The 24,261-nt window shown below is 66.2% G+C and carries 25 protein-coding genes; 7 read left to right on the plus strand and 18 right to left on the minus strand.

Going from position 1 to position 24,261, the window contains the following annotated elements; translation table 11 throughout:
* The first annotated feature begins 7 nt into the window (after positions 1-7).
* A complete protein-coding gene (locus AC5RWA_RS07455; RefSeq protein WP_494057114.1) occupies positions 8-1,261 on the plus strand; it encodes a low temperature requirement protein A in 1,254 nt (417 codons plus the stop codon).
* Here the strand turns inward: AC5RWA_RS07455 and AC5RWA_RS07460 are convergent.
* The 3 genes from AC5RWA_RS07460 to gluQRS all read right to left on the minus strand — a co-directional run bounded on the left by AC5RWA_RS07460 (position 1,239) and on the right by gluQRS (position 3,126).
* Complete coding sequence (locus AC5RWA_RS07460) at positions 1,239-1,892, minus strand: HD domain-containing protein (RefSeq protein ID WP_494057115.1); 654 nt, start codon at positions 1,890-1,892, stop codon at positions 1,239-1,241. The two genes, AC5RWA_RS07455 and AC5RWA_RS07460, sit on opposite strands and share 23 nt — an antisense overlap.
* A gap of 62 nt (positions 1,893-1,954) precedes the next feature.
* Entirely contained in the window at positions 1,955-2,170 is a 216-nt protein-coding gene (locus tag AC5RWA_RS07465) for a transcriptional regulator (RefSeq protein ID WP_079597986.1), read from the minus strand.
* Between the two features lie 77 nt (positions 2,171-2,247).
* On the minus strand, positions 2,248-3,126 hold the full coding sequence (gluQRS, locus tag AC5RWA_RS07470; RefSeq protein ID WP_494057116.1) for a tRNA glutamyl-Q(34) synthetase GluQRS: 879 nt from the start codon (positions 3,124-3,126) through the stop codon (positions 2,248-2,250).
* 317 nt (positions 3,127-3,443) lie between these two features.
* Between gluQRS and AC5RWA_RS07475 the strand changes: the two genes are divergently transcribed.
* A complete protein-coding gene (locus tag AC5RWA_RS07475) occupies positions 3,444-3,914 on the plus strand; it encodes an Lrp/AsnC family transcriptional regulator (protein WP_494057117.1) in 471 nt (156 codons plus the stop codon).
* Positions 3,915-3,958: 44 nt separating this feature from the next.
* Here AC5RWA_RS07475 and AC5RWA_RS07480 read toward each other — a convergent pair whose 3' ends face one another.
* Positions 3,959-4,414 carry an Lrp/AsnC family transcriptional regulator gene (locus AC5RWA_RS07480; protein ID WP_079597989.1) on the minus strand — a complete coding sequence of 152 codons (456 nt, stop codon included), beginning with the start codon at positions 4,412-4,414 and terminating at the stop codon, positions 3,959-3,961.
* Between the two features lie 107 nt (positions 4,415-4,521).
* Between AC5RWA_RS07480 and AC5RWA_RS07485 the strand changes: the two genes are divergently transcribed.
* On the plus strand, positions 4,522-5,169 hold the full coding sequence (locus tag AC5RWA_RS07485) for a LysE family translocator (RefSeq protein ID WP_079597990.1): 648 nt from the start codon (positions 4,522-4,524) through the stop codon (positions 5,167-5,169).
* Here AC5RWA_RS07485 and AC5RWA_RS07490 read toward each other — a convergent pair.
* Positions 5,166-6,143: a hypothetical protein gene (locus AC5RWA_RS07490; protein ID WP_494057118.1), complete on the minus strand. Its 978-nt coding sequence runs from the start codon at positions 6,141-6,143 to the stop codon at positions 5,166-5,168. The genes AC5RWA_RS07485 and AC5RWA_RS07490 overlap by 4 nt on opposite strands.
* 155 nt (positions 6,144-6,298) lie before the next feature.
* Between AC5RWA_RS07490 and AC5RWA_RS07495 the strand changes: the two genes are divergently transcribed.
* Entirely contained in the window at positions 6,299-6,505 is a 207-nt protein-coding gene (locus AC5RWA_RS07495; protein WP_494057119.1) for a hypothetical protein, read from the plus strand.
* An 8-nt stretch (positions 6,506-6,513) separates the two neighbouring features.
* Here the strand turns inward: AC5RWA_RS07495 and AC5RWA_RS07500 are convergent, their stop codons facing one another.
* The 7 genes from AC5RWA_RS07500 to AC5RWA_RS07530 form a co-directional block, all read right to left on the minus strand.
* Positions 6,514-7,281: a TIGR03943 family putative permease subunit gene (locus AC5RWA_RS07500; RefSeq protein WP_494057120.1), complete on the minus strand. Its 768-nt coding sequence runs from the start codon at positions 7,279-7,281 to the stop codon at positions 6,514-6,516.
* 25 nt (positions 7,282-7,306) lie between these two features.
* On the minus strand, positions 7,307-8,389 hold the full coding sequence (locus tag AC5RWA_RS07505; RefSeq protein ID WP_494057121.1) for a permease: 1,083 nt from the start codon (positions 8,387-8,389) through the stop codon (positions 7,307-7,309).
* 49 nt (positions 8,390-8,438) lie between these two features.
* Positions 8,439-8,813, minus strand: a complete 375-nt coding sequence (locus AC5RWA_RS07510) for a nuclear transport factor 2 family protein (RefSeq protein ID WP_494057122.1) — start codon at positions 8,811-8,813, stop codon at positions 8,439-8,441.
* Positions 8,814-8,852: 39 nt separating this feature from the next.
* The gene (locus AC5RWA_RS07515; RefSeq protein WP_079597996.1) at positions 8,853-9,356 is read right to left on the minus strand and encodes a DUF456 domain-containing protein; all 504 of its coding nucleotides are present in this window, start codon (positions 9,354-9,356) and stop codon (positions 8,853-8,855) included.
* A gap of 97 nt (positions 9,357-9,453) precedes the next feature.
* Positions 9,454-10,653: an NAD(P)-dependent malic enzyme gene (locus AC5RWA_RS07520; protein WP_494057123.1), complete on the minus strand. Its 1,200-nt coding sequence runs from the start codon at positions 10,651-10,653 to the stop codon at positions 9,454-9,456.
* Positions 10,654-10,941: 288 nt separating this feature from the next.
* Positions 10,942-11,550, minus strand: a complete 609-nt coding sequence (locus tag AC5RWA_RS07525) for a TetR/AcrR family transcriptional regulator (RefSeq protein WP_494057124.1) — start codon at positions 11,548-11,550, stop codon at positions 10,942-10,944.
* A 137-nt stretch (positions 11,551-11,687) separates the two neighbouring features.
* Entirely contained in the window at positions 11,688-12,974 is a 1,287-nt protein-coding gene (locus AC5RWA_RS07530; RefSeq protein WP_494057125.1) for an MFS transporter, read from the minus strand.
* Positions 12,975-13,095: 121 nt separating this feature from the next.
* On the opposite strand from AC5RWA_RS07530, the gene rraA reads away from it, so the two are divergent.
* The 3 genes from rraA (at position 13,096) to AC5RWA_RS07545 (ending at position 17,012) form a co-directional block, all read left to right on the plus strand.
* The gene (gene rraA / locus AC5RWA_RS07535; RefSeq protein WP_494057126.1) at positions 13,096-13,593 is read left to right on the plus strand and encodes a ribonuclease E activity regulator RraA; all 498 of its coding nucleotides are present in this window, start codon (positions 13,096-13,098) and stop codon (positions 13,591-13,593) included.
* 111 nt (positions 13,594-13,704) lie between these two features.
* On the plus strand, positions 13,705-15,354 hold the full coding sequence (locus AC5RWA_RS07540; protein ID WP_494057127.1) for an MDR family MFS transporter: 1,650 nt from the start codon (positions 13,705-13,707) through the stop codon (positions 15,352-15,354).
* Positions 15,355-15,572: 218 nt separating this feature from the next.
* Entirely contained in the window at positions 15,573-17,012 is a 1,440-nt protein-coding gene (locus AC5RWA_RS07545) for a sugar porter family MFS transporter (RefSeq protein ID WP_494057128.1), read from the plus strand.
* A gap of 15 nt (positions 17,013-17,027) precedes the next feature.
* Here the strand turns inward: AC5RWA_RS07545 and AC5RWA_RS07550 are convergent, their stop codons facing one another.
* The 6 genes from AC5RWA_RS07550 to AC5RWA_RS07575 form a co-directional block, all read right to left on the minus strand.
* Positions 17,028-17,789 carry an iron ABC transporter ATP-binding protein gene (locus AC5RWA_RS07550; protein WP_079598002.1) on the minus strand — a complete coding sequence of 254 codons (762 nt, stop codon included), beginning with the start codon at positions 17,787-17,789 and terminating at the stop codon, positions 17,028-17,030.
* Entirely contained in the window at positions 17,786-18,814 is a 1,029-nt protein-coding gene (locus AC5RWA_RS07555; RefSeq protein WP_494057129.1) for an iron chelate uptake ABC transporter family permease subunit, read from the minus strand. The genes AC5RWA_RS07550 and AC5RWA_RS07555 overlap by 4 nt, the downstream gene beginning before the upstream one ends.
* Positions 18,807-19,814, minus strand: coding sequence for an ABC transporter permease (locus tag AC5RWA_RS07560; protein ID WP_494057130.1), 1,008 nt, complete (start codon positions 19,812-19,814; stop codon positions 18,807-18,809). The genes AC5RWA_RS07555 and AC5RWA_RS07560 overlap by 8 nt, the downstream gene beginning before the upstream one ends.
* 25 nt (positions 19,815-19,839) lie before the next feature.
* Positions 19,840-20,787 (minus strand): siderophore ABC transporter substrate-binding protein, encoded by a 948-nt coding sequence (locus tag AC5RWA_RS07565; protein ID WP_275727645.1) that lies wholly within the window; start codon positions 20,785-20,787, stop codon positions 19,840-19,842.
* A gap of 195 nt (positions 20,788-20,982) precedes the next feature.
* Positions 20,983-22,146 carry a mannitol-1-phosphate 5-dehydrogenase gene (locus AC5RWA_RS07570; protein ID WP_494057131.1) on the minus strand — a complete coding sequence of 388 codons (1,164 nt, stop codon included), beginning with the start codon at positions 22,144-22,146 and terminating at the stop codon, positions 20,983-20,985.
* Positions 22,146-24,218, minus strand: coding sequence for a PTS mannitol transporter subunit IICBA (locus AC5RWA_RS07575; protein WP_494057132.1), 2,073 nt, complete (start codon positions 24,216-24,218; stop codon positions 22,146-22,148). Before AC5RWA_RS07575 ends, AC5RWA_RS07570 begins: the two co-directional genes overlap by 1 nt.
* Positions 24,219-24,261: the final 43 nt, after the last annotated feature.

The following is a 24,261-nucleotide window of genomic DNA, read 5'->3' on the forward strand; positions in this document are numbered from 1 at the left end:
TTGAAGCATGTCCTCCAACCCCCTCCGGCATGCCATGGCGCGCATGGGCGGCCGCGATCCGCATGAAAAGCACCGCGCGGCCACACCGCTTGAACTCTTTTTCGACCTGACCTTCGTGATCGCCTTCGGCGTTGCCGGCAGCCAGTTCGCCCACGAAATCGCCGAAGCGCATTTCGTTGCCGGCCTGATGGGGTTCTCCTTCGCGATGTTCGCCGTCATCTGGGCGTGGATTAACTTCACGTGGTTCGCCAGCGCCTATGACACCGATGACTGGATCTTCCGCGTGGTCACGATGGTCCAGATCGTTGGCGTCCTGATCCTTGCCATGGGGATCGAGCCCATGTTCCATTCCCTGGTGGAAGGCAGGCATGTGGACAACGCGGTGATCGTGGCCGGCTACGTGATCATGCGGCTGGCACTGGTTGCCCAATGGCTGCGGGCGGCCAGGCAGGATCCTGCCCGCCGCGACACGTGCCTGCGCTACGCGAAATACCTTGCGCTGGTGCAGCTCGGCTGGATCGCGGTGCTGATCATCGAGGCGGACGTTCCCACCACATTCTTCATGATTGTGCCCCTGATCGTCCTGGAGATGTCCACCCCGTATGCCGCGGAGCGAAAAGCCCGGACCCCATGGCACGCCCACCACATTGCCGAGCGGTACGGGCTGCTGGCCATCATCGCTTTGGGTGAATGCCTTATCGGTGCGATCGAGACGCTCCGCGCCATTGTGGCCAACCACGGCTGGAGCGTGGACGCCGCGCTTGTTGGCTTTGGCGGCACAGCCCTGGCTTTCGGCATGTGGTGGATCTACTTCATGCTTCCCGCCGGACGCGCGCTGCACCTGCGGCGCCACCGGTCATTCCTGTTCGGTTACGGCCACATCCCAATCTTCGCTGCGATTGCCGCCACCGGCGCCGGGCTGCACGTGGCGGCGTACTTCATCGACCACGAGGCACACATCAGCGGCGCCGTGGCGGTGGCCAGCATCGCAGTTCCCGTGGCACTGTTCAAAGGTTCACTGACCTGGCTGTACAGCGTGATGGTGGGCCCGGACCGGACGGTCATCACCGTGGCAGCAGGTGTGCTGGCGGCGCTGGCCGCTTCAGTTGGCATGGCGGCGGCAGGAGTTTCCGTCCCGGTCTGCCTGCTGGTGATCGTGCTGGCGCTCGGCATGTCGATCGTCATCGATGAGCGCCGCGGTTCCGACCGGCTGCATCACGCGCTGGAGAAGCTGGAGACTACTGCTCACCGCCCGTCCTAGCGTCCAGCGCCGCGCCACCGGCGGCATCCTGCTCCCCGTAGGACAGGTTCTCGTAGTCCGTGGTGTCTTCCTCATCCAACTGGTCGTCCAGCTCCTCGAGCAGCCACGGGTTCACGCGCGCCAGGATCTTCCGGACCTCCTCCACCTCCACGGCCGCGTACAGCACGGGACGGGCATCCCGGTACTTCGTGACCGGCGGCTTGTCCGGCCACTTCTCGGCCAGTGCCTGGACCCGTTCGGGCAGTGAGTTGTGGGCGTTGTCCGCAATCTTGACCAGGGCGGCATCGTGGTGCTCAGCGATCTCGCGGATTCCGGCCTGGTAGTCGTCCGGGTTCTCGTGCAGCCGGTTGGTGACGCGTTCGATAATCTCCACGGACCGCTCGGACACGCCCATGTCCAGCAGCGCCTGCCGTGTTATCGGGGTGTCCTCGGCGATGTCGTGCAGATATCCCGCAATCCGGATGTCGTCGTCGAAATCGGCAAGCGCGTCACCGACGGCGAGGACGTGGTCCTTGTACGGGCGCTTGAGCTTGTCCTTTTGCCGGTTGTGGGCCACCTCGGCGAGGACCTTTGCGGTCTCAACCGTGAATCTGGGCGCCGGGCTCTGCTCCGCGGCATGCTGGTCTGACATGTCCTAAGCCTAGGCTGAACCGGCCGCCGAGGCTCACACAGCACCAAAGGTTCCGCGCGATGCTACTTCTTGCCGTACTTGCGATGGACGGCCTGCTTGCTGACTCCCAGGCAGAGTGCGATGGCCTCCCACGAGAGGCCGGCCTGCCGGGCGCTCCGTACCAGCGAGGATTCCGTCCGGTGGACTTCCTTCTGCAGCTCGGCGATTGCCTGCAGCGCTTCCGCGGGCCCCATTCCATCCATCGATCCGACCAGTGTCTTCATCCGGTCCACCTCCATGCCGTCAACATTAGTTGACGACCGATCCTGGCGTCAACAAAGGTTGACGCCGGATCCTGGTTTAGGTGCGGTCCGCTTTAGGCGGACCAGATCCACGGCTGCCGGGGGAGCACATTGGGATCGAACGAATTCAGCGCCTGCTCAAGCGTTCCGGCCGGCAGTCCGAGCGATGTGAGCAGCCGGTCCCGGACGGCGGCAACAGGGGTGCCTGCGCGGGAAAGGTCGCCCAGCGTCATCGCGCCATCGCGCTTGGCCAGGCGCACGCCGTCGGCATTAACCACCAGGGGAACGTGGACATATTCCGGAACGGGAATATGCAGGAGCGATGCGAGATATGCCTGCCGCGGCGTGGACGGGAGGAGGTCATCGCCGCGGACCACCTGGTCAACGCCCTGCTCGGCGTCGTCCACCACCACAGCCAAGTTGTAGGCGGTGACACCGTCATTGCGCCGCAGCACGAAGTCATCCACAACCCCGGTGAATGTGCCGTGCAGGCGGTCCTGCACGGAGTACTCCTGCACGGCAGACCGCAGCCGGACGGCGGCCGGCCGGGCGGCACGCTTGAACTCCAACTCGGCCTGATCGAGGTTCCGGCAGGTCCCCGGATACGCCCCCTGGGGTGCGTGCGGAGCGGACGGCGCCTCCTGGATTTCCCGGCGTGTGCAGAAGCATTCATACGTGAGGCCGGCGTTGTGCAGGCGTGTAATGGCGTCAGCGTAGAGCCGGCCGCGGCCAGTTTGCCGAACCACTTCACCGTCCCAGGTCACGCCGATGGCTTCCAGGTCCCGCAACTGTTCCGCTTCCGCCCCCGCCCGTGCCCGGTCCAGGTCCTCAACCCGCAGCAGGAAGGTGCGGCCTGTGGAACGGGCGAAGAGCCATGCCAGGATGGCCGTCCGCAGGTTGCCCACATGCAGCTCGCCGGACGGACTGGGGGCGAATCGGCCGGCGGAGGTCATGGATCCAGCCTAAGGGGAACAGCACAAGAGCCCCTCAGCTACCGATGCCTTCGGAAAATCCGACGATCGGTGGCTCAGGGGCTCTTGCCGTGGGGTGCGGAATGACGATGCGTGAACAAGAGTCAATCAGCGGCGGCTTCTTTGCGGGAAGCGGGGTGCAGCGCCCGGGTGGTGTGCCGGAAAGCCTGTAGCCTGCGGGATCCGGCGGTAGCCTTTGCCCTGTTGCCATCATTTGAGCAGCAGACCTACAGTTGGTGCAACTGCCCGGGATTTTGTTGATCACTCTGACTAACCCCTGGGCGCTCATCAGACGGGAAATGATCAGATTGCAGCAACTGGACACGACCGATAAGCGGATCCTTCGGGCACTCGACGAGGATCCTCGCGTTCCCATCATGGTCCTGGCCCAGCGGCTGGGCCTGGCCCGCGGAACGGTGCAGTCGCGGCTGGAGCGGATGGCGGCGTCGGGTGCGCTGCGGCCCAACAGCAGCAGGGTGCTCCCCTCGGCGCTGGGGCGTGGGGTGGCGGCGGCGGTCAGTGCTGAACTGGACCAGAGCCACCTCAACGAGGCCATCGCCGCGCTTCGGGAGATCCCGGAAGTCCTCGAATGCCACGCACCTGCCGGGGATACGGACCTGCTGATCCGCGTGGTGGCCACCAGCCCGGACGACCTTTACCGGGTATCCGAGGAGATCCGGCTGTGCCCGGGCATCGTGCGCACGTCCACCAGCATGTTCCTGCGGGAGGTCATCCCCTACCGCACCACGGGGCTGCTGGCGGCCGACTGACGGGGCGGCCACGCCCCGCACCCGCTGCTGCTCCGGGGCGCTGCCTACACGGGTGGTCCCGCGTTGGATTTCAGGTTCTTCATCACCAGCGTGGACGTCAGGCGCTCCACACCCGGCAAGGACGTCAGCTCGGCGTCGTAGAAGCGCTGGTAGGACGGCAGGTCCTCCGCGATGACCTTCAGCAGGTAGTCCGGCGACCCGAACAGCCGCTGCGCCTCCACGATGTTGGGATTGTCCGCCACCCTGGTCTCGAAGATCTCCATGGTGGGACGGTCCACCTGCCGCAGCGTGACGAACACAATTGCCTCAAAGCCCAGCCCCACGGCCGCGGGGTCGATGTCCGCCTTGTATCCGCGGATCACCCCCGATTGCTCCAGGTCCCGCAGCCGCCGGTGGCACGGCGCCACGGTCAGTCCCACCTTGGCGGCAAGCGCCGTGGCGGTCATGCGGCCGTCCTCCTTGAGGTGGCGCAAAATATTTCTATCAATATGGTCCAGCACGCAAGAATCCTACTGCCTGAATAGTGGGGCGGGCGAAAAAGGGACAGCACTTCTGCGCCGAAAGTCCCTAAGGTTTCTCCTGAGACATCCGCTGACAGGAGAAACCCATGAATCCGGAGCTGTTCCTGGCCTTTGTGCTGGTGGCCGCCGCCCTGGCCTGCACGCCCGGCGTGGACTGGGCGTACTCCATCACCGCAGGCCTCCGTCAACGCAGTTTCGTCCCCGCCGTTGCCGGGCTTTGCGGCGGGTACGTCCTGCACACCGTCCTGCTGGTGGCCGGGCTGGCCGCCGTCCTGACCGGTATGCCGGGCGTCCTGGGCTGGATCACCTTGGCCGGCGCCGCGTACCTCATGTGGCTTGGCATCAGCACGCTCCGCTCCTGGCGCGGCGCCTCCTTCAGCGCGGCAGACGCCGTCGGCCGCCCTGCCGCCACCCAGCTTCGAACGTTCCTGCAGGGCATGGGCACCAGCGGGATCAACCCCAAGGGCCTGCTGTTCTACGTGGCGCTGATCCCGCAGTTCGTCAGCGCGGAGGCCTCCCTGCCGGTCCCTGTCCAGTCCGGCCTCCTCGGCATGACTTTCGTTGCGCTGGCAGGCGCCGTCTACACGGCCGTGGCACTGCTTTCACGCACCCTGCTGCAGAGCCGGCCGGGTGCGGCCCGGGCTGTTACCCTGGCCAGCGGCATCATCATGGTGGTCCTGGGGGTGGTCCTGGTCAGCGAGCAGCTCCTGCCACTGCTTGCATCCGCGGTTTAATCCTCGCTGAGCTTCTTCCAGTCCTGTTCCCAGATCCGGCGCATCTCTTCGTCCTTTCGAATGGGAACGGGCGCCGCGATCTCCCGCTGCGGCTCGGGGTCGGGGCGGCGGCGGCCCCAGTCACGGGGATTCAGCGAGCGCCGGCTGGACTCCAGGAGCAGCAGCGCCCTGTCAGTCAAGGCGTCGTTCCGCAGCGCGAGGTGCGTCTTGCGCCGCCGCAGGACCTCGGCGATGGCCTGGTGGGCCGCCTCATAGCGGCCTTCCATGCGGAGGGCGCGCGCCCGGACCAGCAGCAGCGCGGCGGACAGGTCATCAGCGTTCAGCAGGCCTTCGGTCCAGTCGATCACCGTGCGGCTGCGGCCCAGCGTCAAGGCAATGGAGCAGCGGGCAAGCGCCATGGGGAGCGACGGCGGTAGGCCGGTGAGGGCGTCCAGCGCCGCCTCCGTGCGGCCGGTTTCCCGGAACGAGTGGGACAGTGCCAGGAACACCGACTCCTCACTGAAGAGGACGGGGATCTCCACCCGTTCGGCCAGTTCGATCTGGGTGACGATCCTGGTGAGGTACGTGGACGAGTAGCGGTTCGCTTCGTCCTCGTTCCTGGTGGTCAGTCCGCGCTGCAGGAGCTCTGAGGCACGCAGGTACCCGCCGTGCTTGTAGACCAGCAGCCCGGCCATCAGGTAGCACAGCCCCGCCCATCCGGGATAGGCGCGGGCCAGCGTGATCAGCCGCTCGGGTTCCCGGCTGGTGAAGACGGCTTCGTGGACTGCCTTGGCCGGCTTGGGCAGGAGCATCTTCAGGCGCGGGACGTCCCCGTCTACGGACAGCAGTGCCGGGTTCCGTCCGCCCAGCACGCCCGTGAGCAGGCCTCCCACTCCCCCCGCAAGGTCATGGACCGGCGTGCGCAGCTGGGCATGGCCAAAGGGGGTGAGGTCGCGCCTGTCCCAGTAGATCGGTGCAGTATCCCCGGCGGTCATCTTTCCATGCTAACCGGGACAATGCCCAGGCGTTGGCGGCTGCAGCTGTGTGCAGAAGAACGGCCGGAAACTTCCGTTGGGCCTTGTTCAACAGCCCGCTATCGGCGAAGGTAGTAAGCACCCTTAGCAGTTTTAGACTATCCAAGGAGAATGCCATGCACATCGATAAGGCCCAGATCCTCGAGCTCCTCAGGTCCCAGGGCGACACCGATAAGGCCGCACAGGCCGAGACAGAACTGCCGGACCAGGTGGACACCGACCAGCACGCGGGGCTCATGTCCAAGCTGGGCATCAATCCTGCGGACCTGCTCGGCAAGCTACCCGGCGGGCTGGGCGACAAGCTCGGCGGCCTGGGATTCTAGAAAGCGCCTCAGTGGACGTACGGCCGGTCGGGTTCCGTGGTTGCCGTGACCGCGGACGGTGACAGCAGCAGCTCAACCTTGCTGTCACCGTCCGGGTTGCGGGTGAACTCCCCTGTTGCCGTGACCCAGCTGTCCGCTGCGTGCTGTTCCTGCCAGCCGGGACGGTACACGGGGACGCCCACGGGCTGGGCATCCACGGTGCAGCAGGTGACCACGAACCGGGTGACGTAGAAGACGTTCTGCGGATCGTCCTTTGCCGCGGTGACGAACCCGGTGACGGTTGCGGTCTTGCCGGTGAAGTAGTCGTCCCCGGGGCTGCGCCGGAGCAGGGATGCCCATTCCCTGACACCGAACGACGACGGGTCCTCCTCCGAGAGCCTGCTGGTCATGGCCGGCCCCAGCGTGCCTGAGAGGTTGAGGTCCCGTTGCCGGGCGGCCTCGGAGGACAGGGTGGCCGGTGGCAGGACCAGCAGCCCCACCACGGCGGCGAGGACGGCCAGGAGGCTGCCCGCGGCACGGAGGCGGCCGGGACTTCCCGTCCCCGCACCCAGGTGACCGTGAGTGTGGCTGTGGCCACCGCCGTCGGCATGGCTGTGGCCGTCTGCGGCGCCCTCCGCGCCCTCCGGCGGCACAAGGATGAAGGCAGCAACCGATGCCGCGGCGGCCAGCACTGCCATGCCCACGGTGAAGGGAACGTAGCGGGGATGGATGTACAGCTCGAGTTTTCCGGTGAGCGCAAGCCCGAGTGTGGCGGCGATCCCGGTCAGGCTCAGCATGACGCCCTGCCGGCCCGCAAAGCCCTTAGCCAGCAAGATTCATCACCACCCCCAGGACGGCCGAACAGGTACCGATTACCAGCACCAGGCGCAGCAGGGTTGCGGCCGTGAACGTGGTGCGGAGCAGTGCCAGCATCTTGACGTCCAGCATGGGCCCGAGGACCAGGAACGCCACGATCGACCCGGGCAGGAACGTGGCCCCAAAGGACAGGATGAAGAAAGCGTCCACCGTGGAGCAGATGGAGATGATGAACGCCAGTGCCATCAGTGCCAGCACAGACCACACGGGATCACTCCCGAGCCTGACCAGGACCTCCCTGGGCACCGCCACCTGGATCAGCCCCGCCAGGGCGGAACCGGCGAACAGGGCCGGCATCATGGCGTTGCTTTCCCGCGAGAACAGCTGCAGGCTGCGCCGCACCTTGCCCCCGGACTCGTGCCGGCCGACCTCCACGGCGCACGCTTCCTTGAAGCTGGGCTTCAGGACCCCGGCCGGCCCACGGCGGCTGTAAAGCCAGCCCACCAGGTTGGCGATCAGCAAACCGCCGGCAAGCCGCCCGGCGAGGATTCCGTTATCCCAGCCGAAGGCCTGGTGGGTGGTGATGATGGTGACGGGGTTCAGGATGGGCGCCGCGAACAGGAACGTCATCGACTCGCCGACGCTCAGGCCCTTCAGCATGAGCCCGCGGGCCATCGGAACGTTCCCGCATTCGCACACCGGCATCAGCATGCCCAGGAAGGACAGGACCAGGCGGCGCAGCACCGGATTCGCGGGAAGCCTGCGGTACAGGACGTCGGGCGGCAGCCACACCTGCACCAGAACCGAGACCAGGATGCCCAGGAAGACGAACGGCAGGGACTCGATCACCACACTGATGGAGAGGGTGAAGAAGTCCCTCGCCGCACCCTCGAGGCCGGCAAATGCGCCCGGGGCCAGGGAACGGACGGCGAACCCCAGTAGAGCCACGATGGCCAGGGCCAGCAGGATGTTGAGCCGGCGCCAGCCCAGTTCCCTGGCCCCGGCAGCCGGCTCAGGCGGGGCCGGGCGCGTTTCCACGGCGGGCGGCGACGGCTTTGTCGCCCGGGGCTCCCGTCGGGGCTGGCTCATGCAGGAATGCTAGGGGCACTGCCCACACGGCGCAAGGAGGAGGGCGGGGTCAGACCCGTTCCATGAACCATTCGGTGAAGGAGCTGGCACGGCCCGAGCCGTCGAACCGCACCACCCAGAGGTTGTCGTATGAAGGATTGTCCCCCGAATAGATGGTGACGCCCTGGACGAAGGCCGTATCGCCGTCGCTCCCCAGCAATTCCCAGCTGAATGTCCAGTCCGCGGGCTGGTCCCGGGCGGCCAGCCAGCCCTCGACAATCCCGTCGTGCCCCAGCCAGGGGTGCGGGTCGCCAGGCCGGGTCTCATAGCGCGCGTCCGGCGTGAACAAGGCGCGGATATCATCAGGCTCGTTGCTCGTCCAGGCGGCCTGGTACCTTTCCATCCACTCCGGAACGTAGTCCCGGGCTGAAGCCGGCTCGGTCATCTCCCCGTTCTACGCCGATGCCGGGCGGGCTGCAAGCGCTCAGCCGCTGACGGCCGCGATCCACACCCCGATGACCCAGGTGCTGGCGGCCAGGCAGGCGAGTCCAAATTCGGCGAGCATCCCCAGCCCGGTGGCTTTGAGGGCTGCCCAGCTGGATGTGGCGGCGGTGCCGATGTTCCGGGTGCGGAGGACTTCGCTGAGCAGCAGGCCGGCGGCAAAGCCGACGAAGAGTCCCACCACGGGGATGATGAACATGCCCGCCACGCCGGCCACCAGGGCAACAACGATGCTGCGGCTGGGAATGGCGTGCTGCTTCAGCTTCCTGCCCGTGAGCACGGCGCTGGCGGCCATGCCTGCTGCCACGAACAGCATGGCGACCGCGAAGACCACCCAGCCGGCCGTCCCTGCCCCGCCCCAGATGGCCCACGCCAGCAGGCTGGCGCCGATCAGGATGCTGCCCGGCAGGACCGGGATAACCGTCCCCGCCACCCCCACCAGGATGGCCAGGCCGCACAGGATGGTCACCGCCGTCTCGGAATTCATGGTCCCCAGTTTAGGGGGAAGCCTCTTAACGCCCGACGGCGGCGCCTCCTGTGCGAGGAGGCGCCGCCGTCGTAATTTTCCAGGCTGGAAGGGGCGCTTACTCCGCTTCCACCGCGGCCGCAACAGCCGCGGTGACGGCGGGCGCGACGCGCGGATCCAGCGGGCTGGGGACGATGTAGTCCGCCGACAGGTCCTCCGCCGCAAGGTCGGCGATGGCCCGCGCTGCCGCGAGCTTCATGGCCGGGGTGATGCGGCGGGCGCCGGCATCCAGCGCACCCCGGAAGATGCCGGGGAAGGCCAGGACGTTGTTGATCTGGTTCGGGAAGTCGCTGCGGCCGGTGGCCACGACGGCGGCGTACTTCACGGCCACCTCGGGCAGCACTTCGGGGTCCGGGTTGGAGAGGGCGAACACGATCGAGTCCTGGTTCATCAGCGCCAGGTGCTCCTCGTCCAGCTTCGAGGAGGAGACGCCGATGAAGACGTCGGCGCCCGTGAGGGCCTCGGCCGGCCCGCCGGTGATGCCGCGGGGGTTGCTGCGCAGGGCGATGTCGGCCTTTTTGCTGGTGGTGTCCGCGGCAAGGTCCGCGCGGCTGCTGTTGATGACGCCGCGTGAGTCCAGCAGGACAACGTCGGTGATGCCGGCGGCGAGCAGGATCTCCGCGACGGCGATGCCGGCGGCACCGGCACCGGAGACCACCACGCGGAGGCCTTCCAGGGGGCGTCCGGTGACTTTGGCGGCGTTGGTCAAGGCGGCCAGGGCAACAACTGCGGTGCCGTGCTGGTCATCGTGCATGACGGGGCAGTCCAGGGCTTCGATGAGCTTTTCCTCGAGCTCGAAGCAGCGCGGGGCGGCGATGTCCTCGAGGTTGACGGCGCCGAAGCTGGGGCGCAGGCGGACCAGGGTTTCCACGATCTCGTCCACGTCGCTGGTGTTCAGGACCAGGGGGATGGAGTCGAGGTCGCCGAAGGTCTTGAAGAGGGCGGACTTGCCCTCCATAACGGGCAGGGAGGCGCTGGCGCCGATGTTGCCCAGGCCCAGGACGGCGGTGCCGTCGCTGACCACGACCACCAGGCGCTCGGCCCAGGTCAGGGTGCGGGCAAGTTCGGGCTGCTTGTGGATGGCGCGGCTGACTTCGGCCACGCCCGGGGTGTAGGCGATGGAGAGGTCGCGCTTGTTGGACAGCGGGACCGTGCTGGTGATGGACAGCTTGCCGCCCTTGTGGGCGTCGAAAATCTCGGCTTCTGTCAGGGCGGTGGCTGCTGAATTGTCAGTAACTGTGGCTGCGTCAATGGACACGTCGTTGTCTCCTGGTGCTCGCCGTGCGCGCACGGCACATGGGGACCCAAGCCCGGGCGGACTCAAGGCAATGGAAATGGTGCGACAGGAAACCCAGGGGTGGCGGGTCCGTGGGAACGTCGGGGATGTTCACTCCCTGTTGCTCCGGTGGACCCATGGTAGGCAGGCGCTCGGCAGGTGATCGGCCGATTTGACCGTCAGAAGCTGCGCCTAAACGTTTATCCAGGCGATAGTGTGACGTACGTCACGCCATTATGGCGTACTTATTGCCGGATTGGACTAGACCGGTTACGCAGTCTGATGGAGTGTGAACCCTGCCTGGGCACCGGGGGAAAGCCGTGCGCAGGCCTTTTTGAGGTCTTCTTCGGCTTCGAAGAGGGACAGCCGGCGGTTCCGGACGGACTGGACCAGACCAGTGACGGTCAGCAGCAGAACACGCGCTGCAACAGCGTCCCCGGATGCGGTGGCCACTACTTTCTCGCTGAGGGCGTCGATCTCGCGCAGCAGCGCAGTGGTGTCGCGGTCCTGAACATAGACGCCGCGGCTCAGACACTGCTCCACTGCCGGCTGCATGACGCGCATGTGGAAAATTTCCATCACCAGCCCCGCCAGGGCCCGGCCGCGGAAGCGGGCCGAGGCGCCCCGCGAACCGGCCTGCAGTTCGTCGAGCTGCTGGCGGTAGAGGGCAAGCATGAGGTGGGTGGGGGAAGGAAAATACCGGTAAAGGGTGCCCAGCGGCACATCAGCTTTCGCCGCCACTTCCGAGAGTTCCACCGAGTCCAGTCCCTTGCGGGCGAACCCTGCAGCCGACTCCAGGATGCGGGTATAGCGGAGCCGCTGGCGCGGAGCGGACGGCCTTGCGGCCATGGGCGGATGGTCTGAAATGGTCTCGGGCATCAGCATTCCGGGGTTGTGTTCCTATGGTGCAGCAGCCAGGAGCGTCCCCATCCCGAACCGCCTGCAGTCCGGTTCAACTATACGGCACAGTAGCGTGCCGTAATTAGTCAGCGGGCTTAGCTTCCCCTCCGGGAGGCTTAGCGGACGCCCTTGATTTTGACCACAAACACCGCACCCAGGATGCCCATGACAGCCGCAGTAATGAACAGCGTGAAGTACCCCCCGAAGTACGTCACCGCGAGGAACGCGAGGCCGGTCGCGAACACCTGCGGCAGCGAGGCGGCCACGTTAATGACCCCCATATCCTTGCCGCGGTCGGCGGCCTGCGGCAGCACCTGCGTCAGCAGCGCAAAGTCAACGGCCTGGTAGGCGCCGAACCCCACGCCGAGGATGGCGGCGCCAACCAGGGCGCCGGTCCAGACCGGGAAAAACGCCATAGTGAGGCCCGCGAGGGCAATGAGGACTGAGGATCCGATCACAAACGGCTTCCGCCGGCCTAGCCGGTCGCTCCATGGCCCCGCGATCACCGCAGTAACCATCACCAACGCCGCATAAATGCCGGTCAGGATCAGGACTCCCAGCGCCGGGTTCTCAAGCTTGAGGACGTCCCTGAGGAAAAAGATCAGGTACACAATGGTCAGCTGGTTGCAGACGTTAACCAGGAAGCGGGTGAGCCATGCCCACGCGAAGTCCGGATGACGGGCCGGGCTGATCCAGAAGCCGCGCAGGAAACTGCCCCATGAGAAAGCCGGCCGGAGCTCCCTGGGCAGTGGCGGATCATTCCGGTGGAACAAGTACGGCAGCACCGAGAACACCAGGGCGGCAGCACACAGGGCGTACCCCACCATATAGTTTCCCGACACCACCGCCCCGAAGACTGCGCCCAGGAGGATGCCCGCTGTTTGACCCAGGGCCGCAAGTCCCCCCACTCCGCCGCGCTGCAGCACCGGCACCCGGTCCGGGATGGCGGCGGTGATGGCCGCATAGGCCGCGTTGGCGCCGAGCTGGACCAGGCACCAGAACAGGACCATCAGGGCAACAGCCGTGGCCCCGGACAACGCCAGCAATGCTGCCGCGGCCAGGACGGCACCGGCCAGCACCCAAGGGGCACGCCGGCCGAAACCCGAGACCGTCCGGTCAGACAGCGCCCCGAAGAGCGGATTGGCCACCAGGGATACGGCGGCACCGCACCCAAGTACGAGGGAGGCGATGGCTTCCTTGTTTGTTTCGTCGATGCCAATGGCCTGCTCGGCGATAAAGATATTTATGGGCCCGAAGAAGGCGGCGTTGATGCCCACGTTGACCAGCACCAGCCCGGCGACCCAGCGCGCGGTGACCTTTTGCGTCGGCTCGGCGAGCGCCGCCGTCGTACCCTGCGCCCCGGCTCCCTGATCCAGCGGTGCGGGAGTATCTGACAGGCTCATGACGTGCTCCCCGGGGACGGCTGATAGGCGACGGGATCAGACTATCGTGGGCGGTACCACTCCGCCGTGTCCGATGGCGGAATAGCACTCTGCAACGTCAGCCCAAGCACTGAGGAGAACCATGAGCGCAGCGTCCACTCCAGCGGAAAGCACCGCCGTCAACACCGCCGACCTCTACGACGAGCGCGGCGACGAACTGGCATCAGTCTCACTGCAGTTCCAGTCCCTCGGCGGGCGTTCCCACTTCAGCGGGCCCGTCCGGACCATCCGCTGCTTCCAGGACAACGGCCTGGTGAAGTCCACCCTGGCCACACCGGGCAACGGCAACGTGCTGGTAGTGGACGGCGGCGGCTCGCTGGGGACAGCCCTAATGGGGGACATGATTGCCGAAAGCGCCGTGGCCAACGGCTGGGCCGGCGTCGTTATCAACGGAGCCATCCGGGACCGTGAAGCGATCGCGGGAATGGACCTCGGCGTGAAAGCCTTGGGCAGCAACCCGAAGAAGAGTGCCAAGGCGAGCGCCGGTGAAGTGGACGTTGACGTGGTGATCGACAGCGTGACCATCCGGACCGGAGCCATGATCTGGTGCGACCCTGACGGCATCCTCGTCGAGCGCTGACGGGGCGCCACCAAAAAAGTTCGTCGGGACGGGGAATAAGAAGCGGGCGTAGGATAGTTACTGAAAGCAACTATCCTACGCTTTTCCTACTTCCTTCCCCTGGAGTCCTGCATGTCCAAAACCCCCACGGCGCGCGCCGCCGGAGAAGCGCTGACGCAGCGCCAGATTGTCACCGTGATGGGGGGACTGATGCTGGGCATGTTCCTGGCGTCGCTGGACCAGACCATCGTGTCCACGTCCATCTACACCATTGCCAACGACCTGGACGGGCTGTCACTCCAGGCCTGGGCCACCACCGCGTACCTCATCACCTCAACCGTCAGCACGCCGCTGTACGGCAAGTTGAGCGACATCTTTGGCCGCCGGCCCCTGTACCTCACCGCGATCGCCATCTTCCTGGTGGGCTCGCTCTATGCCGGCTCGGTCAACTCCATGACCGAACTGGCGTTCGCCCGCGGCGTCCAGGGCCTGGGCGCCGGCGGACTGCTGGCACTGGCGCTGACCATCATCGGCGACATCGTCTCGCTCAAGGACCGGGCGAAATACCAGGGCTACTTCATGAGCGTGTTCGGCATCTCCTCGGTGCTGGGCCCGGTGGTGGGCGGCGCGTTCGCAGGATCCGCCAACATCCTGGGTTTCGACGGCTGGCGCTGGGTGTTCTTCATCAACCTGCCCATCGGCCTGGCCGCACTGGCCGTAGTCTTCCTGTTCCTCCACCTGCCCGCGAAGCACGTCAAGCAGAAGATCGATTACTGGGGCGCGGCCGCCATCACCCTGGCGATCGTTCCGCTCCTGCTGGTGGCCGAGCAGGGCCGCAGCTGGGGCTGGACATCCCTGAACTCTTTCCTCTGCTACGGGCTGGGCGTGGCGGGCATCGTCTGGTTCCTGCTGGCCGAGAAGCGCGCGGGCGACTATGCCCTGATCCCCCTGCGGCTTTTCCGGAACACCACTTTCGGGCTGTCCTCGCTGCTGAACTTCATCATCGGCATCGGCATGTTCGGTGCCATTGCCATGCTGCCCCTGTACCTCCAGCTGGTGAAGGGACTCACGCCCACCGAGGCCGGCCTCATGATGATCACCTTCACCGTGGGCATCCTCACCGGGTCCATCACGGCCGGCCGGACCATCTCGGCATCGGGCACCTACCGGATCTTCCCCATCATGGGGACCGGCATCCTCACGGCGGCAGCGCTGGTCATGGGACTGTCGCTGCACGTGGATACCGGACTGTGGGTTCCGGGCGTCATCGCGGTCTTCTTCGGCATGGGCCTGGGTTTCTGCATGCAGCCGCTTACCCTTGCGATGCAGACCTCGGTCCCGCCGCGTGACATGGGCGTGGGAACGTCCTCCGCGGCGTTCTTCCGCTCCATGGGCGGCGCCGTGGGGACGGCCGTGTTCATCTCGCTGCTGTTCAGCCTGGCGGCCAGCCGGATCGCCGACAGCATGAAATCCGCCATGACCGATCCCGCCTACCTGGCAGTCCTCCAGGACCCCGCCGTCGCTGCAGACCCGGCCAACGCCAAGCTCTACGAGTTCTTCCAGAACGGCGCCTCGAACGAATCCCTCAACGACACCAGCTGGCTGCACACCGCCAACAGCGTCCTGACGCGGCCCATCACCGAAGGCTTTGCCTATTCCATCGACGTGGTCATGTTCACGGCCGCCGCGCTGACCGGCATCGCCTTCCTCATCAGCTTCGCGCTGCCCAACAAGAAGCTGACGGACCAGAACGCGGCCAAGGAACCGGTGGCAGCCCACTGACGCCCGCCACCCCTTACCGGGGCGGCAACCAAGGACAGACGACGACGGCGGCCCATCCGCCGTCGTCGTTTTGCCTTGTGGGGCTGGAGGGTCCCAAGTGGAACCCTGGCCGGTGACGTGCCACACTGTTTAGCGCGTGTGCGCCGGCCCTTCTGGCCGGTACCGCAGCCGACGACGTCCGCACCGCATCCATCAAACCCCCAGACCCAGGGAGAACCATGCCCACTGCACAGGAGCAGACGACCGCCCGGATACCGCAGCGGGTGATCTGGCTGGCCCTCGCGGGGGCGGTGGGCGGATTCCTCTTCGGCTTCGATTCGTCCGTGGTCAACGGTGCTGTGGACGCCATGAAGGATGAATTCGCACTGTCCGAGGCTGTCACAGGCTTCGCCGTCGCCATCGCCCTGCTGGGCTGCGCGGGCGGCGCCTACCTCGCCGGCAAGGTGGCCGACCGCTACGGGCGCATCCCCGCCATGAAGCTCGGCGCGCTGCTTTTCCTGGTCAGCGCCCTGGGGACCGGGTTCGCCTTCAGCGTCTGGGACCTGATTTTCTGGCGCCTGGTGGGCGGGCTGGGCATCGGCCTGGCCTCCGTGATCGCTCCGGCCTACATCTCCGAGATTTCGCCGCGCAAGGTCCGCGGCCGCCTCGCATCGCTGCAGCAGCTGGCCATCACCACCGGTATCTTCGCCGCGCTCCTGTCCGACGCCCTGTTCGCTACCAGCGCCGGCGGTGCCGGCCAGTCGTTCTGGCTGGGCATCGAGGCCTGGCGCTGGATGTTCCTGGCCGCCGCCCTGCCAGCCCTGGTCTATGGCTGGGTGGCGTTCACGCTCCCCGAATCGCCGCGCTTCCTGGTGTTCCTGGGCAAGGAGGACGAAGCGCGCAAGGTCTTTGACTCGATTGCTCCCGCTGAGGACACGGACCGGCACATCCGTGAAATCCGGGAGGCCATCGAAGAGGACAAGCTCGCCGGCCAGAAGGGCTCGCTGCGCGGCAGGACGTTCGGCCTGCAGGCAGTGGTCTGGGTGGGCATCATCCTCTCCGTGCTGCAGCAGTTCGTGGGCATCAACGTGATCTTCTACTACTCCACCACCCTGTGGAAGGCCGTTGGCTTCCAGGAGCAGGACTCGCTCACCATCTCGGTGGCCACGTCCGTCACCAACATCCTGGTCACCCTTGTCGCCATCGCCCTCGTGGACCGGATCGGGCGCCGGCCCATCCTGCTGGCAGGTTCCGTGGGCATGGCTGTGTCGCTGGGTGCCATGGCCCTGGCTTTCGCATCGGCCACTGGCAGCGGTGCCGATATCTCTTTGCCGGGCCCGTGGGGACCCGTTGCCCTGGTGGCTGCAAACGTGTTCGTGGTCAGCTTCGGCGCCTCGTGGGGCCCGCTGGTGTGGGTCCTCCTGGGCGAGATCTTCCCGTCGAGGATCCGTGCCCGCGCCCTGGGCCTGGCCGCGGCTGCCCAATGGGTGGCGAACTTCGCGATTACGCTCAGCTTCCCGGTAATGGCCGCCGGTTCGCTTCCCCTGACCTACGCCATGTACGCGTTGTTCGCTGCGGCGTCATTCTTCTTCGTGATGTTCAAGGTGCCGGAGACCAACGGCATGTCCCTGGAACAGGCCGAGACGCTGTTCGTAGCCAAGGGTTCCGCCAAGGCCTAGCGACGCCGGAGAGCGTCAGGCGAAGTAGACGCCGATCCGGTTCCCGTCGATCTCCTCGATCCGGATGTCGATGTCGTAAACGTCGCGGAGCATGGCCTGCTGCATGATCTGCCGGGGGCTGCCCTGGTGGACCAGCCGGCCGTCCTTCATGGCCAGGATGGTGTCCGAGTAGCAGGACGCGAAGTTGATGTCGTGGACCACCAGGACGATGGTCTTGCCCAGGTCGTCGGCCAGCCGGCGCAGGAGCCGCATCATTTCCACCGAGTGCTTCATGTCCAGGTTGTTCAGCGGTTCGTCCAGGAGCAGGTACTGGGTGTCCTGGGCCAGCACCATGGCGATGAAGGCCCGTTGCCGCTGCCCGCCTGAGAGCTCGTCCACGAACTTGTCTGCCATGGGTGTCAGGTCCAGGTGGGCGATGGCCTCCTCCACCTTGGCCAGGTCCTCAACGGTGGGCCGGCCGCCTGAGTGCGGGAACCGGCCGAAGGCCACCAGGTCGCGCACGGTGAGGCGCATAGTGAGGTGGTTCTCCTGCCGCAGGATGGCCATGGTCCGGGCCAGCTCCCGGCTGTCCGTGGAGGCGATGTCCAGCCCAGCCACGGACACGGCGCCCTCCTCCAGCGGCTGCAGCCGGCTGATGAGCGAGAGGAGCGTGGATTTCCCGGCGCCGTTGGGTCCGATGATCGACGTGATGCCGCCCTGCGGAATGGTGCAGCTGACGTCCTCGAGGACCGCCTGGCCGCCGTAGCTCTTGGAGACGTTGCGGACCGCGATGGTCATTTCAGGGAGCCTTTCAGCAGGAGGTAGAGAAACAGGATGCCGCCGGTGAACTCGATGACAACGCTCAGGGCGGTGCCGAAGCCGAACACCTTCTCCAGGACCAGTTGCCCGCCCACCAGGGCAATGGCGCCGATGAGCACAACGATGGGCAGCAGCCAGGTGTGGCTGAACCCGCGGCACAGCTGGTAGCCCAGGCTCACCACCAGGAGGCCGAAGAAGGTCACCGGCCCCACCAGCGCGGTGGACACGGCCACCAGCAGCGAACAGCCCAGCAGGACCAGCATGACCGCCCGGCGGTGGTCCACGCCCACGTTGATGGCCACCTCCCGGCCGAGCGCCAGGACGTCCAGGGTGTGCCGTCCGCGCCATACCGCTGCGCAGACGGCGGCGATGATCCCCGCGGAGACGCCCAGCAGTGCCGGGTCAACGTTGTTGAAGGATGCGAAAAACAGGTCCTGGAGGATGATGAATTCGCTGGGCTCCATGAGCCGCTGCAGCAGCGAGGAAAAGCCGCGGAACAGGCTGCCCAGGATGACGCCCACCAGCAGGAGCAGGTGCAGGGAACGTGTTGCTCCGGTGAACATCCAGCGGTACAGCAGCGCGCTGAACACCACCATCAAGACCACTTCGACGGCGAACTGAAGGGTGGGCGGGGCTGCCACCACGGACGCGGCCCCGAGGGTGAAGGCCAGCACCGTCTGGATCAGGATGTACAGGGAATCGAAGCCCATGATGGACGGCGTGAGGATCCGGTTGGCGGTGACCGTCTGGAACAGCAGCGTGGACACGCCCACAGCCACGGCCACCAGCAGCATGGCGGCCACCTTGATGGCCCGGCGCGGGAGGATGTAGCCCACGTTGCCTTTGAGTTCGAAGAACAGGAAGAAGCAGACGACGATGGCGGTCAGCGCCAGCAGGATCCCCAGGACCAGGCGCGGCGAGGCGTTCCTGATGCGGGTTCGGAGCGTGGGCTTGGGGACAGGGCTGTGAGCCGTGCGGGGTTTGGTGGCGAGCGCTTCAGGCATTGCGCTTCCTCAGGATCAGGACGAGGAAGAGGATGGCGCCCAGCACAGACATGACCATTCCCACGGGGACCTCGTAGGGGTAGCGGATGGTGCGGCCGATGATGTCGCAGACCAGCACGAAGGCGGCGCCGAACAGGGCGGTCCAGGGAACCGCGCGGCGGAGGTTGTCGCCGAAGATGAGGGACACGATGTTGGGGACCACCAGGCCGAGGAACGGCACGGCGCCCACCGTGGTGACCACGACGGCGGAGATCAGCGAGACGATGACGAGTCCCAGGCGCATGGTGCGGGCATAGTTCAGGCCCAGGTTGGTGGTGAAGTCCTGGCCCATGCCGGCCACGGTGAACCGGTCGGCGGCCAGCAGCCCCACGAGCATCAGGACGGCGACGATCCAGAGCAGCTCGTACCGTCCGCGGAGGACGCCGGAGAAATCTCCGATCATCCAGTTGCTCAGGGTCTGCAGCAGGTCGTAGCGGTAGGCGAAGAATGTGGTGACGGCGGCGATGACCCCGCCCAGCATGATGCCCACCAGCGGGATGAGCAGGGTGTTGCGGGCCGGCAGCCGGCGCAGGATGGCCAGGAACAGCGCCGTGCCCAACATGGCGAAAGCGCTGGCAACCAGCATTTTGGCCAGCACGGGAGCGGAAGGCGCAAAAACTGTTACCACCAGGATCCCGAGGGTGGCGGACTCGACCGTTCCCACCGTGGACGGCTCCACGAAGCGGTTGCGGGCCATGAGCTGCATGATCAGCCCGGCAACGGCAACGGCCATCCCGGCCAGGAGCACGGCGAGGGTCCGCGGCACCCGCGAAACCCAGAAGATCTCCACCGTGGCCGGGTCCGCGGCCAGCAGTGCCGGAAGTGACACGTCGCTGACGCCCACGAACATGCTGGCGGCGGCGAGGAAAAGAACGGCAACTGCGGCCGCAGCCAGGCCCGCATGGTGGCGGGCCTGGCTGCGGGTTGCCGGCGCGGCGGGGCGCACGGCGGTGGCGGTCATGGCGTGTTAGCTCAGGAGCCGGGCTTTAGGCCACGGATTCGGCGACGGCGTCAACCATTGCCTTGACGTTGTTCAGCCCGTAACCGATGACGTACCAGCCCATGGGGTCCAGGTTGATGACCTTGTTGTTCCTGGCGGCGTTGGTTGACTGCACCAGTTCGTTGTCGAGGATGGGGTTGGCGGCAGACGCCTCGGCACCGACGGCGCTGTCGCGGTTGATGACGTAGAGAATGTCCGGGTTGGCCTGCTTGATGTACTCGAAGGAGATGGCTTCACCGTGGCTGCCGTCCACCTTCACGTCAGCGGCCGTCGGTACGCCCAGGACGTCGTGGATGATGCCGAACCGGGAGCCTGCGCCGTAGGCGGTCACTTCGCCGCCCGAGGTCAGGACGATGAGGCCCTTGCCGGCATTCGCTGCCTTGGCCTTGGTCTCGGACACGGTGGCGTCCACGGCCGCGAGCTGCTCTTCCACTTCGGCGGACTTGTCGAAGATGGTTCCAAGCTTTTGGGCCTGCGTCTTGAAGCTTTCCATCGGGTTGGCCGCATCGATGGACAGGTCGATGGTGGGGGCGATCTTGCTCAGTTCCTCATATGCCCCGGCGGTGCGGCCGGAGATGATGATGAGGTCCGGGTCGCCGGCGCTGACGGCTTCGAAGTCCGGTTCCTTGACCGAGCCGATCTTGGTGTACTTGGCGTCCGAGTACTTGGACAGGGCCTCCGGGTACTGCGCTTCGGGAACGCCTGCAGGCTCCACGCCCAGCGCGTCGAGGGTGTCCAGCACACCAAGGTCGAAGGTGAAGACCTTCTCCGGGTTGACCGGCACGTCGGCGGTGCTGCCCTGCGCGTGCTCCACGGTGATGGTGGCGGCTTCCTCAGCGGGCGTGGCGGTCGCGCTTCCGCCGCACGCGGTCACGGTCAAAAGAGCTGCTCCCGCAGCCAGTGCCCCCAGGTAGCTCGACAGCTTCTTCTTCACGTTTTTTCTCCACTCAGGTAATACGTCACAACTCTGTTGCCTAATAGGGCTGAGCCTATAAGTAAGGAAAGGCTAACTTCAAAATGAGAAGGGCGGATTGGGGCCAAAGTGGGGGACATCACACAGGACGACGCCGGCACCTGGGAAAGTGCCGGCGTCGTCCTTGTGCAGTGCGTCGTGGAGTGGGACCTTGGCTCAGACGGGGGTGCGCGCCACCTCTGCCTGCCGCTCCTCCACCAGGGTGGAGACGGCGTTGAACAGCGGGTGGCCGGGCTCCAGGCCCGTGATCCTGGCGGTTGCGTCCGCCGCGCCGGCCGAGGCGAGGATGGCAGCCAGCTCCGTCACCTCGACGTCCGCGGGGTCGTTGAAGCGCAGCGCCGCGGCGATCGCACCGAGGAGCGCCTCAGGTACTACGCCGCGTTCGGCGAGCTCGGCGGCGGGCCCGATGAACCGCTCGTGCCTGCTGAGTTTCCTCAGGGGTGCCCGGCCCACCCGGTTCACCGTGTCCGGCAGATACGGATTGGAGAACCGGACCAGGATCTTCTGGACGTAGGCTTCCTGCTCGTCGTTGCTGAAACCGTGCTTGGACACCAGCAGCTGCTTGGTCTCCTCCAGCACCGCCCGGACGTCCTCGGCTACATCCTGGTCCGCCATGGCATCGGAGATCTTTTCCAGTCCGGCCTCGAACCCGAAGTAGGCGGCAGAGGCGTGCCCGGTGTTCACCGTGAACAGCTTCCGCTCAATGTACGGCGAGAGCTCGTCCACGAAGGTGGCACCCGGAATCACCGGCGCCGCCCCCTGGAACGCTGTCCGGTCGATGACCCACTCGTAGAACGTCTCCACGGTGACATCCAGGCCCTGGCCGGCTTCCTGGTTGGGGACGATCCGGTCCACCGCAGTGTTGGCGAACACTGCCTTGCCGTCCAGCGCCCCGGCGGCGGCCCCCGGCTGGGAAGCCACTTCCTTGGCCAGGATGTCCGTGGCGTTGATCGCGTTCTCGCAGGCCATGACCTGCAGCGGAGCGAGTTCCGCGCCCCTTGCAACGATGCCCCGGGCGATCACGGGCGCCACGAACTTCAGGACGTGCGGGCCCACCGCGGTGGTGACGATGTCCGCCGTCGCGATCTCTTTGACGAGCTCCGCTTCCTGGGTGTTGGAGTTCAGCGCCCGGAAGTTGCTGACCGTCCGCACCGCGGGGTTCTCCCCCACTTCGTGGACCGCGTAGCTGTCCGCCGCCGCCAGCTGCCCGATCAGGGCGTCCGCGACGTCCGCGAACACCACCTCGTAGCCGGCGTCATGCAGGAGCAGGCCCACGAAGCCGCGGCCGATGTTTCCGGCACCAAAATGTACTGCCTTCACTATGCGTTGACCTTTCCGAAGAGCTCCAGGACTTCGTCCTCGGACGTGGCAGCCTCCAGCCGGGCCACCTGTTCCTTGTTGGTGAAGACCTTCGCGATGGAGGACAGGATGTGCAGGTGTTCGTTGTTGATGCCGGCGACACCCACCACGAATTTGACCTGCTTGCCGTTCCAGTCGATGCCCTCGGGGTAGCGGATCACCGACACCGCGGACTTGCGGATGTGGTCCTTCGCTGCGTTGGTCCCGTGCGGGATGGCGAGGTAGCTGCCCATGTAGGTGGACACCGATTCCTCGCGTTCGTGCATGGCCGCGATGTAGCCTTCATCCACTGCGCCGCGGGCCAGCAGGAGCCGTCCGGCTTCGTCAATGGCGGCGTCCCTGGTGGTGGCTGAGCCGGTGAGGATCACGCTCTCGCGGGCGAGGATTTCGGAACTGCCCGCTGCCTGGGTTTCGGCGGTGCCGGCAGCGGTTCCGCCCGCTGCCGTTCCTGCCGCTACCGCCGTTGCGGGGCCGGATGCGGAGGCTCCGCCGGGCGTTCCCGCGCCGGCGTCCTGCCCTTCGGTGGCCGCGGCGCCGCCGGTGTTGCTCCCCCTGACCAGCTCCACGATTTCGTCGTAGCGGGGGCTGTTCATGAAGTTGTCAACGGAGTAGTGCACGGCGCTTGAAGTAGCGGGCTTGGCGCGTTCGGTCAGGTCCTGATGCGTAACCACCACGTCGTAGGTGTCGTTGAGGTTGGCGATGGAGGCGTTGGTGACCTTGACGTCGGGGAAGCCGGCCGCCTTGATCTTGTTCCGCAGCACCGAGGCGCCCATGGCACTGGAGCCCATGCCGGCGTCGCACGCGAACACGATGTTCCGCACCGGTCCGGCGAGCACGCCCACGCCGCCGCCGGCGGCAGCACCTGCGCCGGCACCCGTGAGGGTGGAAGCAACGGAGCTCTTCTTGCCCTTCATCTGCTCCATGCGCGAGGTGGCATCATTCAGGTCAACCTCATCGCTGTGCTTGGTGGTCTTCATGATGACCGAGGCCACCAGGAAAGACGCCGCCGTGGCAAGCAGGACCGCCAGGATCACGCCCACGTAGCTGTCCCGGGAGGTCTGGGCGAGCACCGCGAAAATGGAACCCGGCGCGGCAGGCGCCACCAGGCCGGAGTTGGTGATCGCGAGCGTGGCGATGCCCGTCATGCCGCCGGCAATGGCCGCCAGGATGAGCAGCGGACGCATCAGCACGTACGGGAAGTAGATTTCGTGGATGCCGCCGAAGAAGTGGATGATCGCGGCACCCGGAGCGGAGGCCTTGGCGGCGCCGCGGCCGAAGAACATGTACGCAAGCAGGATGCCCAGGCCCGGACCGGGGTTGGCCTCCAGCAGGAACAGGATGGACTTGCCCTGCTCCAGGGACTGCTGCACTCCGAGCGGCGTCAGCACGCCATGGTTAATGGCGTTGTTGAGGAACAGCACCTTGGCCGGTTCGATAAAGATGCTGGTCAACGGGAGCAGGCCGTTGTTCACCAGGAACTGCACCACGTTCCCGGCCCCGGCGCTGAAGGCGGACACCACCGGCGCAATCGCGTAGAAGCCAAGCATGGCCAGCAGCGCGCCCCAGATACCGGCGGAGAAGTTGTTGACCAGCATCTCGAAGCCGGGGCGGATCTTGCCGTCCCAGATCGAGTCGATCTTCTTCATGGTCCAGCCGCCCAGCGGGCCCATGATCATGGCGCCGATGAACATCGGGATGCCGGCGCCAACAATCACGCCCATGGTGCCGATGGCACCCACCACGCCGCCACGGACGTCATAGACCATCTTGCCGCCGGTGTAGCCGATCAGGAGCGGCAGCAGGTACGTGATCATCGGCCCCACAAGGCCGATGTTCTTCACACCGTCCGTCTCGCCGAAGCCACCCAGTTGGGGAACCGGCAGCCAGCCCTTTTCGATGAAGAGGGCCGTGATGATGCCCCAGGCGATGAAGGCGCCGATGTTGGGCATGATCATTCCGGACAGGAACGTCCCGAATTTCTGGACGCCAACCCGCATGCTGGTGCGGGGTTTTGCAACTGTCTCTGTTGCCATGTGATTTCCTAACCGTCATTCCTGCTGCTCCGCAGGATGGTCC

It is taken from the genome of Arthrobacter sp. 210 2 (genome assembly GCF_059093025.1).

Coding starts and splice junctions, on each gene's coding strand:
- AC5RWA_RS07540 (WP_494057127.1), top strand. CDS start 13,705: ATGTCCAAAACCCCCACGGCGCGCGCCGCCGGAGAAGCGCTGACGCAG.
- AC5RWA_RS07505 (WP_494057121.1), bottom strand. CDS start 8,389: ATGAGCCAGCCCCGACGGGAGCCCCGGGCGACAAAGCCGTCGCCGCCC.
- AC5RWA_RS07545 (WP_494057128.1), top strand. CDS start 15,573: ATGCCCACTGCACAGGAGCAGACGACCGCCCGGATACCGCAGCGGGTG.
- AC5RWA_RS07455 (WP_494057114.1), top strand. CDS start 8: ATGTCCTCCAACCCCCTCCGGCATGCCATGGCGCGCATGGGCGGCCGC.
- AC5RWA_RS07515 (WP_079597996.1), bottom strand. CDS start 9,356: ATGAATTCCGAGACGGCGGTGACCATCCTGTGCGGCCTGGCCATCCTG.
- AC5RWA_RS07550 (WP_079598002.1), bottom strand. CDS start 17,789: ATGACCATCGCGGTCCGCAACGTCTCCAAGAGCTACGGCGGCCAGGCG.
- AC5RWA_RS07510 (WP_494057122.1), bottom strand. CDS start 8,813: ATGACCGAGCCGGCTTCAGCCCGGGACTACGTTCCGGAGTGGATGGAA.
- AC5RWA_RS07460 (WP_494057115.1), bottom strand. CDS start 1,892: ATGTCAGACCAGCATGCCGCGGAGCAGAGCCCGGCGCCCAGATTCACG.
- rraA (WP_494057126.1), top strand. CDS start 13,096: ATGAGCGCAGCGTCCACTCCAGCGGAAAGCACCGCCGTCAACACCGCC.
- AC5RWA_RS07525 (WP_494057124.1), bottom strand. CDS start 11,550: ATGCCCGAGACCATTTCAGACCATCCGCCCATGGCCGCAAGGCCGTCC.
- AC5RWA_RS07495 (WP_494057119.1), top strand. CDS start 6,299: ATGCACATCGATAAGGCCCAGATCCTCGAGCTCCTCAGGTCCCAGGGC.
- AC5RWA_RS07475 (WP_494057117.1), top strand. CDS start 3,444: ATGATCAGATTGCAGCAACTGGACACGACCGATAAGCGGATCCTTCGG.
- AC5RWA_RS07530 (WP_494057125.1), bottom strand. CDS start 12,974: ATGAGCCTGTCAGATACTCCCGCACCGCTGGATCAGGGAGCCGGGGCG.
- AC5RWA_RS07500 (WP_494057120.1), bottom strand. CDS start 7,281: ATGCTGAGCCTGACCGGGATCGCCGCCACACTCGGGCTTGCGCTCACC.
- gluQRS (WP_494057116.1), bottom strand. CDS start 3,126: ATGACCTCCGCCGGCCGATTCGCCCCCAGTCCGTCCGGCGAGCTGCAT.
- AC5RWA_RS07555 (WP_494057129.1), bottom strand. CDS start 18,814: ATGCCTGAAGCGCTCGCCACCAAACCCCGCACGGCTCACAGCCCTGTC.
- AC5RWA_RS07560 (WP_494057130.1), bottom strand. CDS start 19,814: ATGACCGCCACCGCCGTGCGCCCCGCCGCGCCGGCAACCCGCAGCCAG.
- AC5RWA_RS07490 (WP_494057118.1), bottom strand. CDS start 6,143: ATGACCGCCGGGGATACTGCACCGATCTACTGGGACAGGCGCGACCTC.
- AC5RWA_RS07465 (WP_079597986.1), bottom strand. CDS start 2,170: ATGGAGGTGGACCGGATGAAGACACTGGTCGGATCGATGGATGGAATG.
- AC5RWA_RS07485 (WP_079597990.1), top strand. CDS start 4,522: ATGAATCCGGAGCTGTTCCTGGCCTTTGTGCTGGTGGCCGCCGCCCTG.
- AC5RWA_RS07575 (WP_494057132.1), bottom strand. CDS start 24,218: ATGGCAACAGAGACAGTTGCAAAACCCCGCACCAGCATGCGGGTTGGC.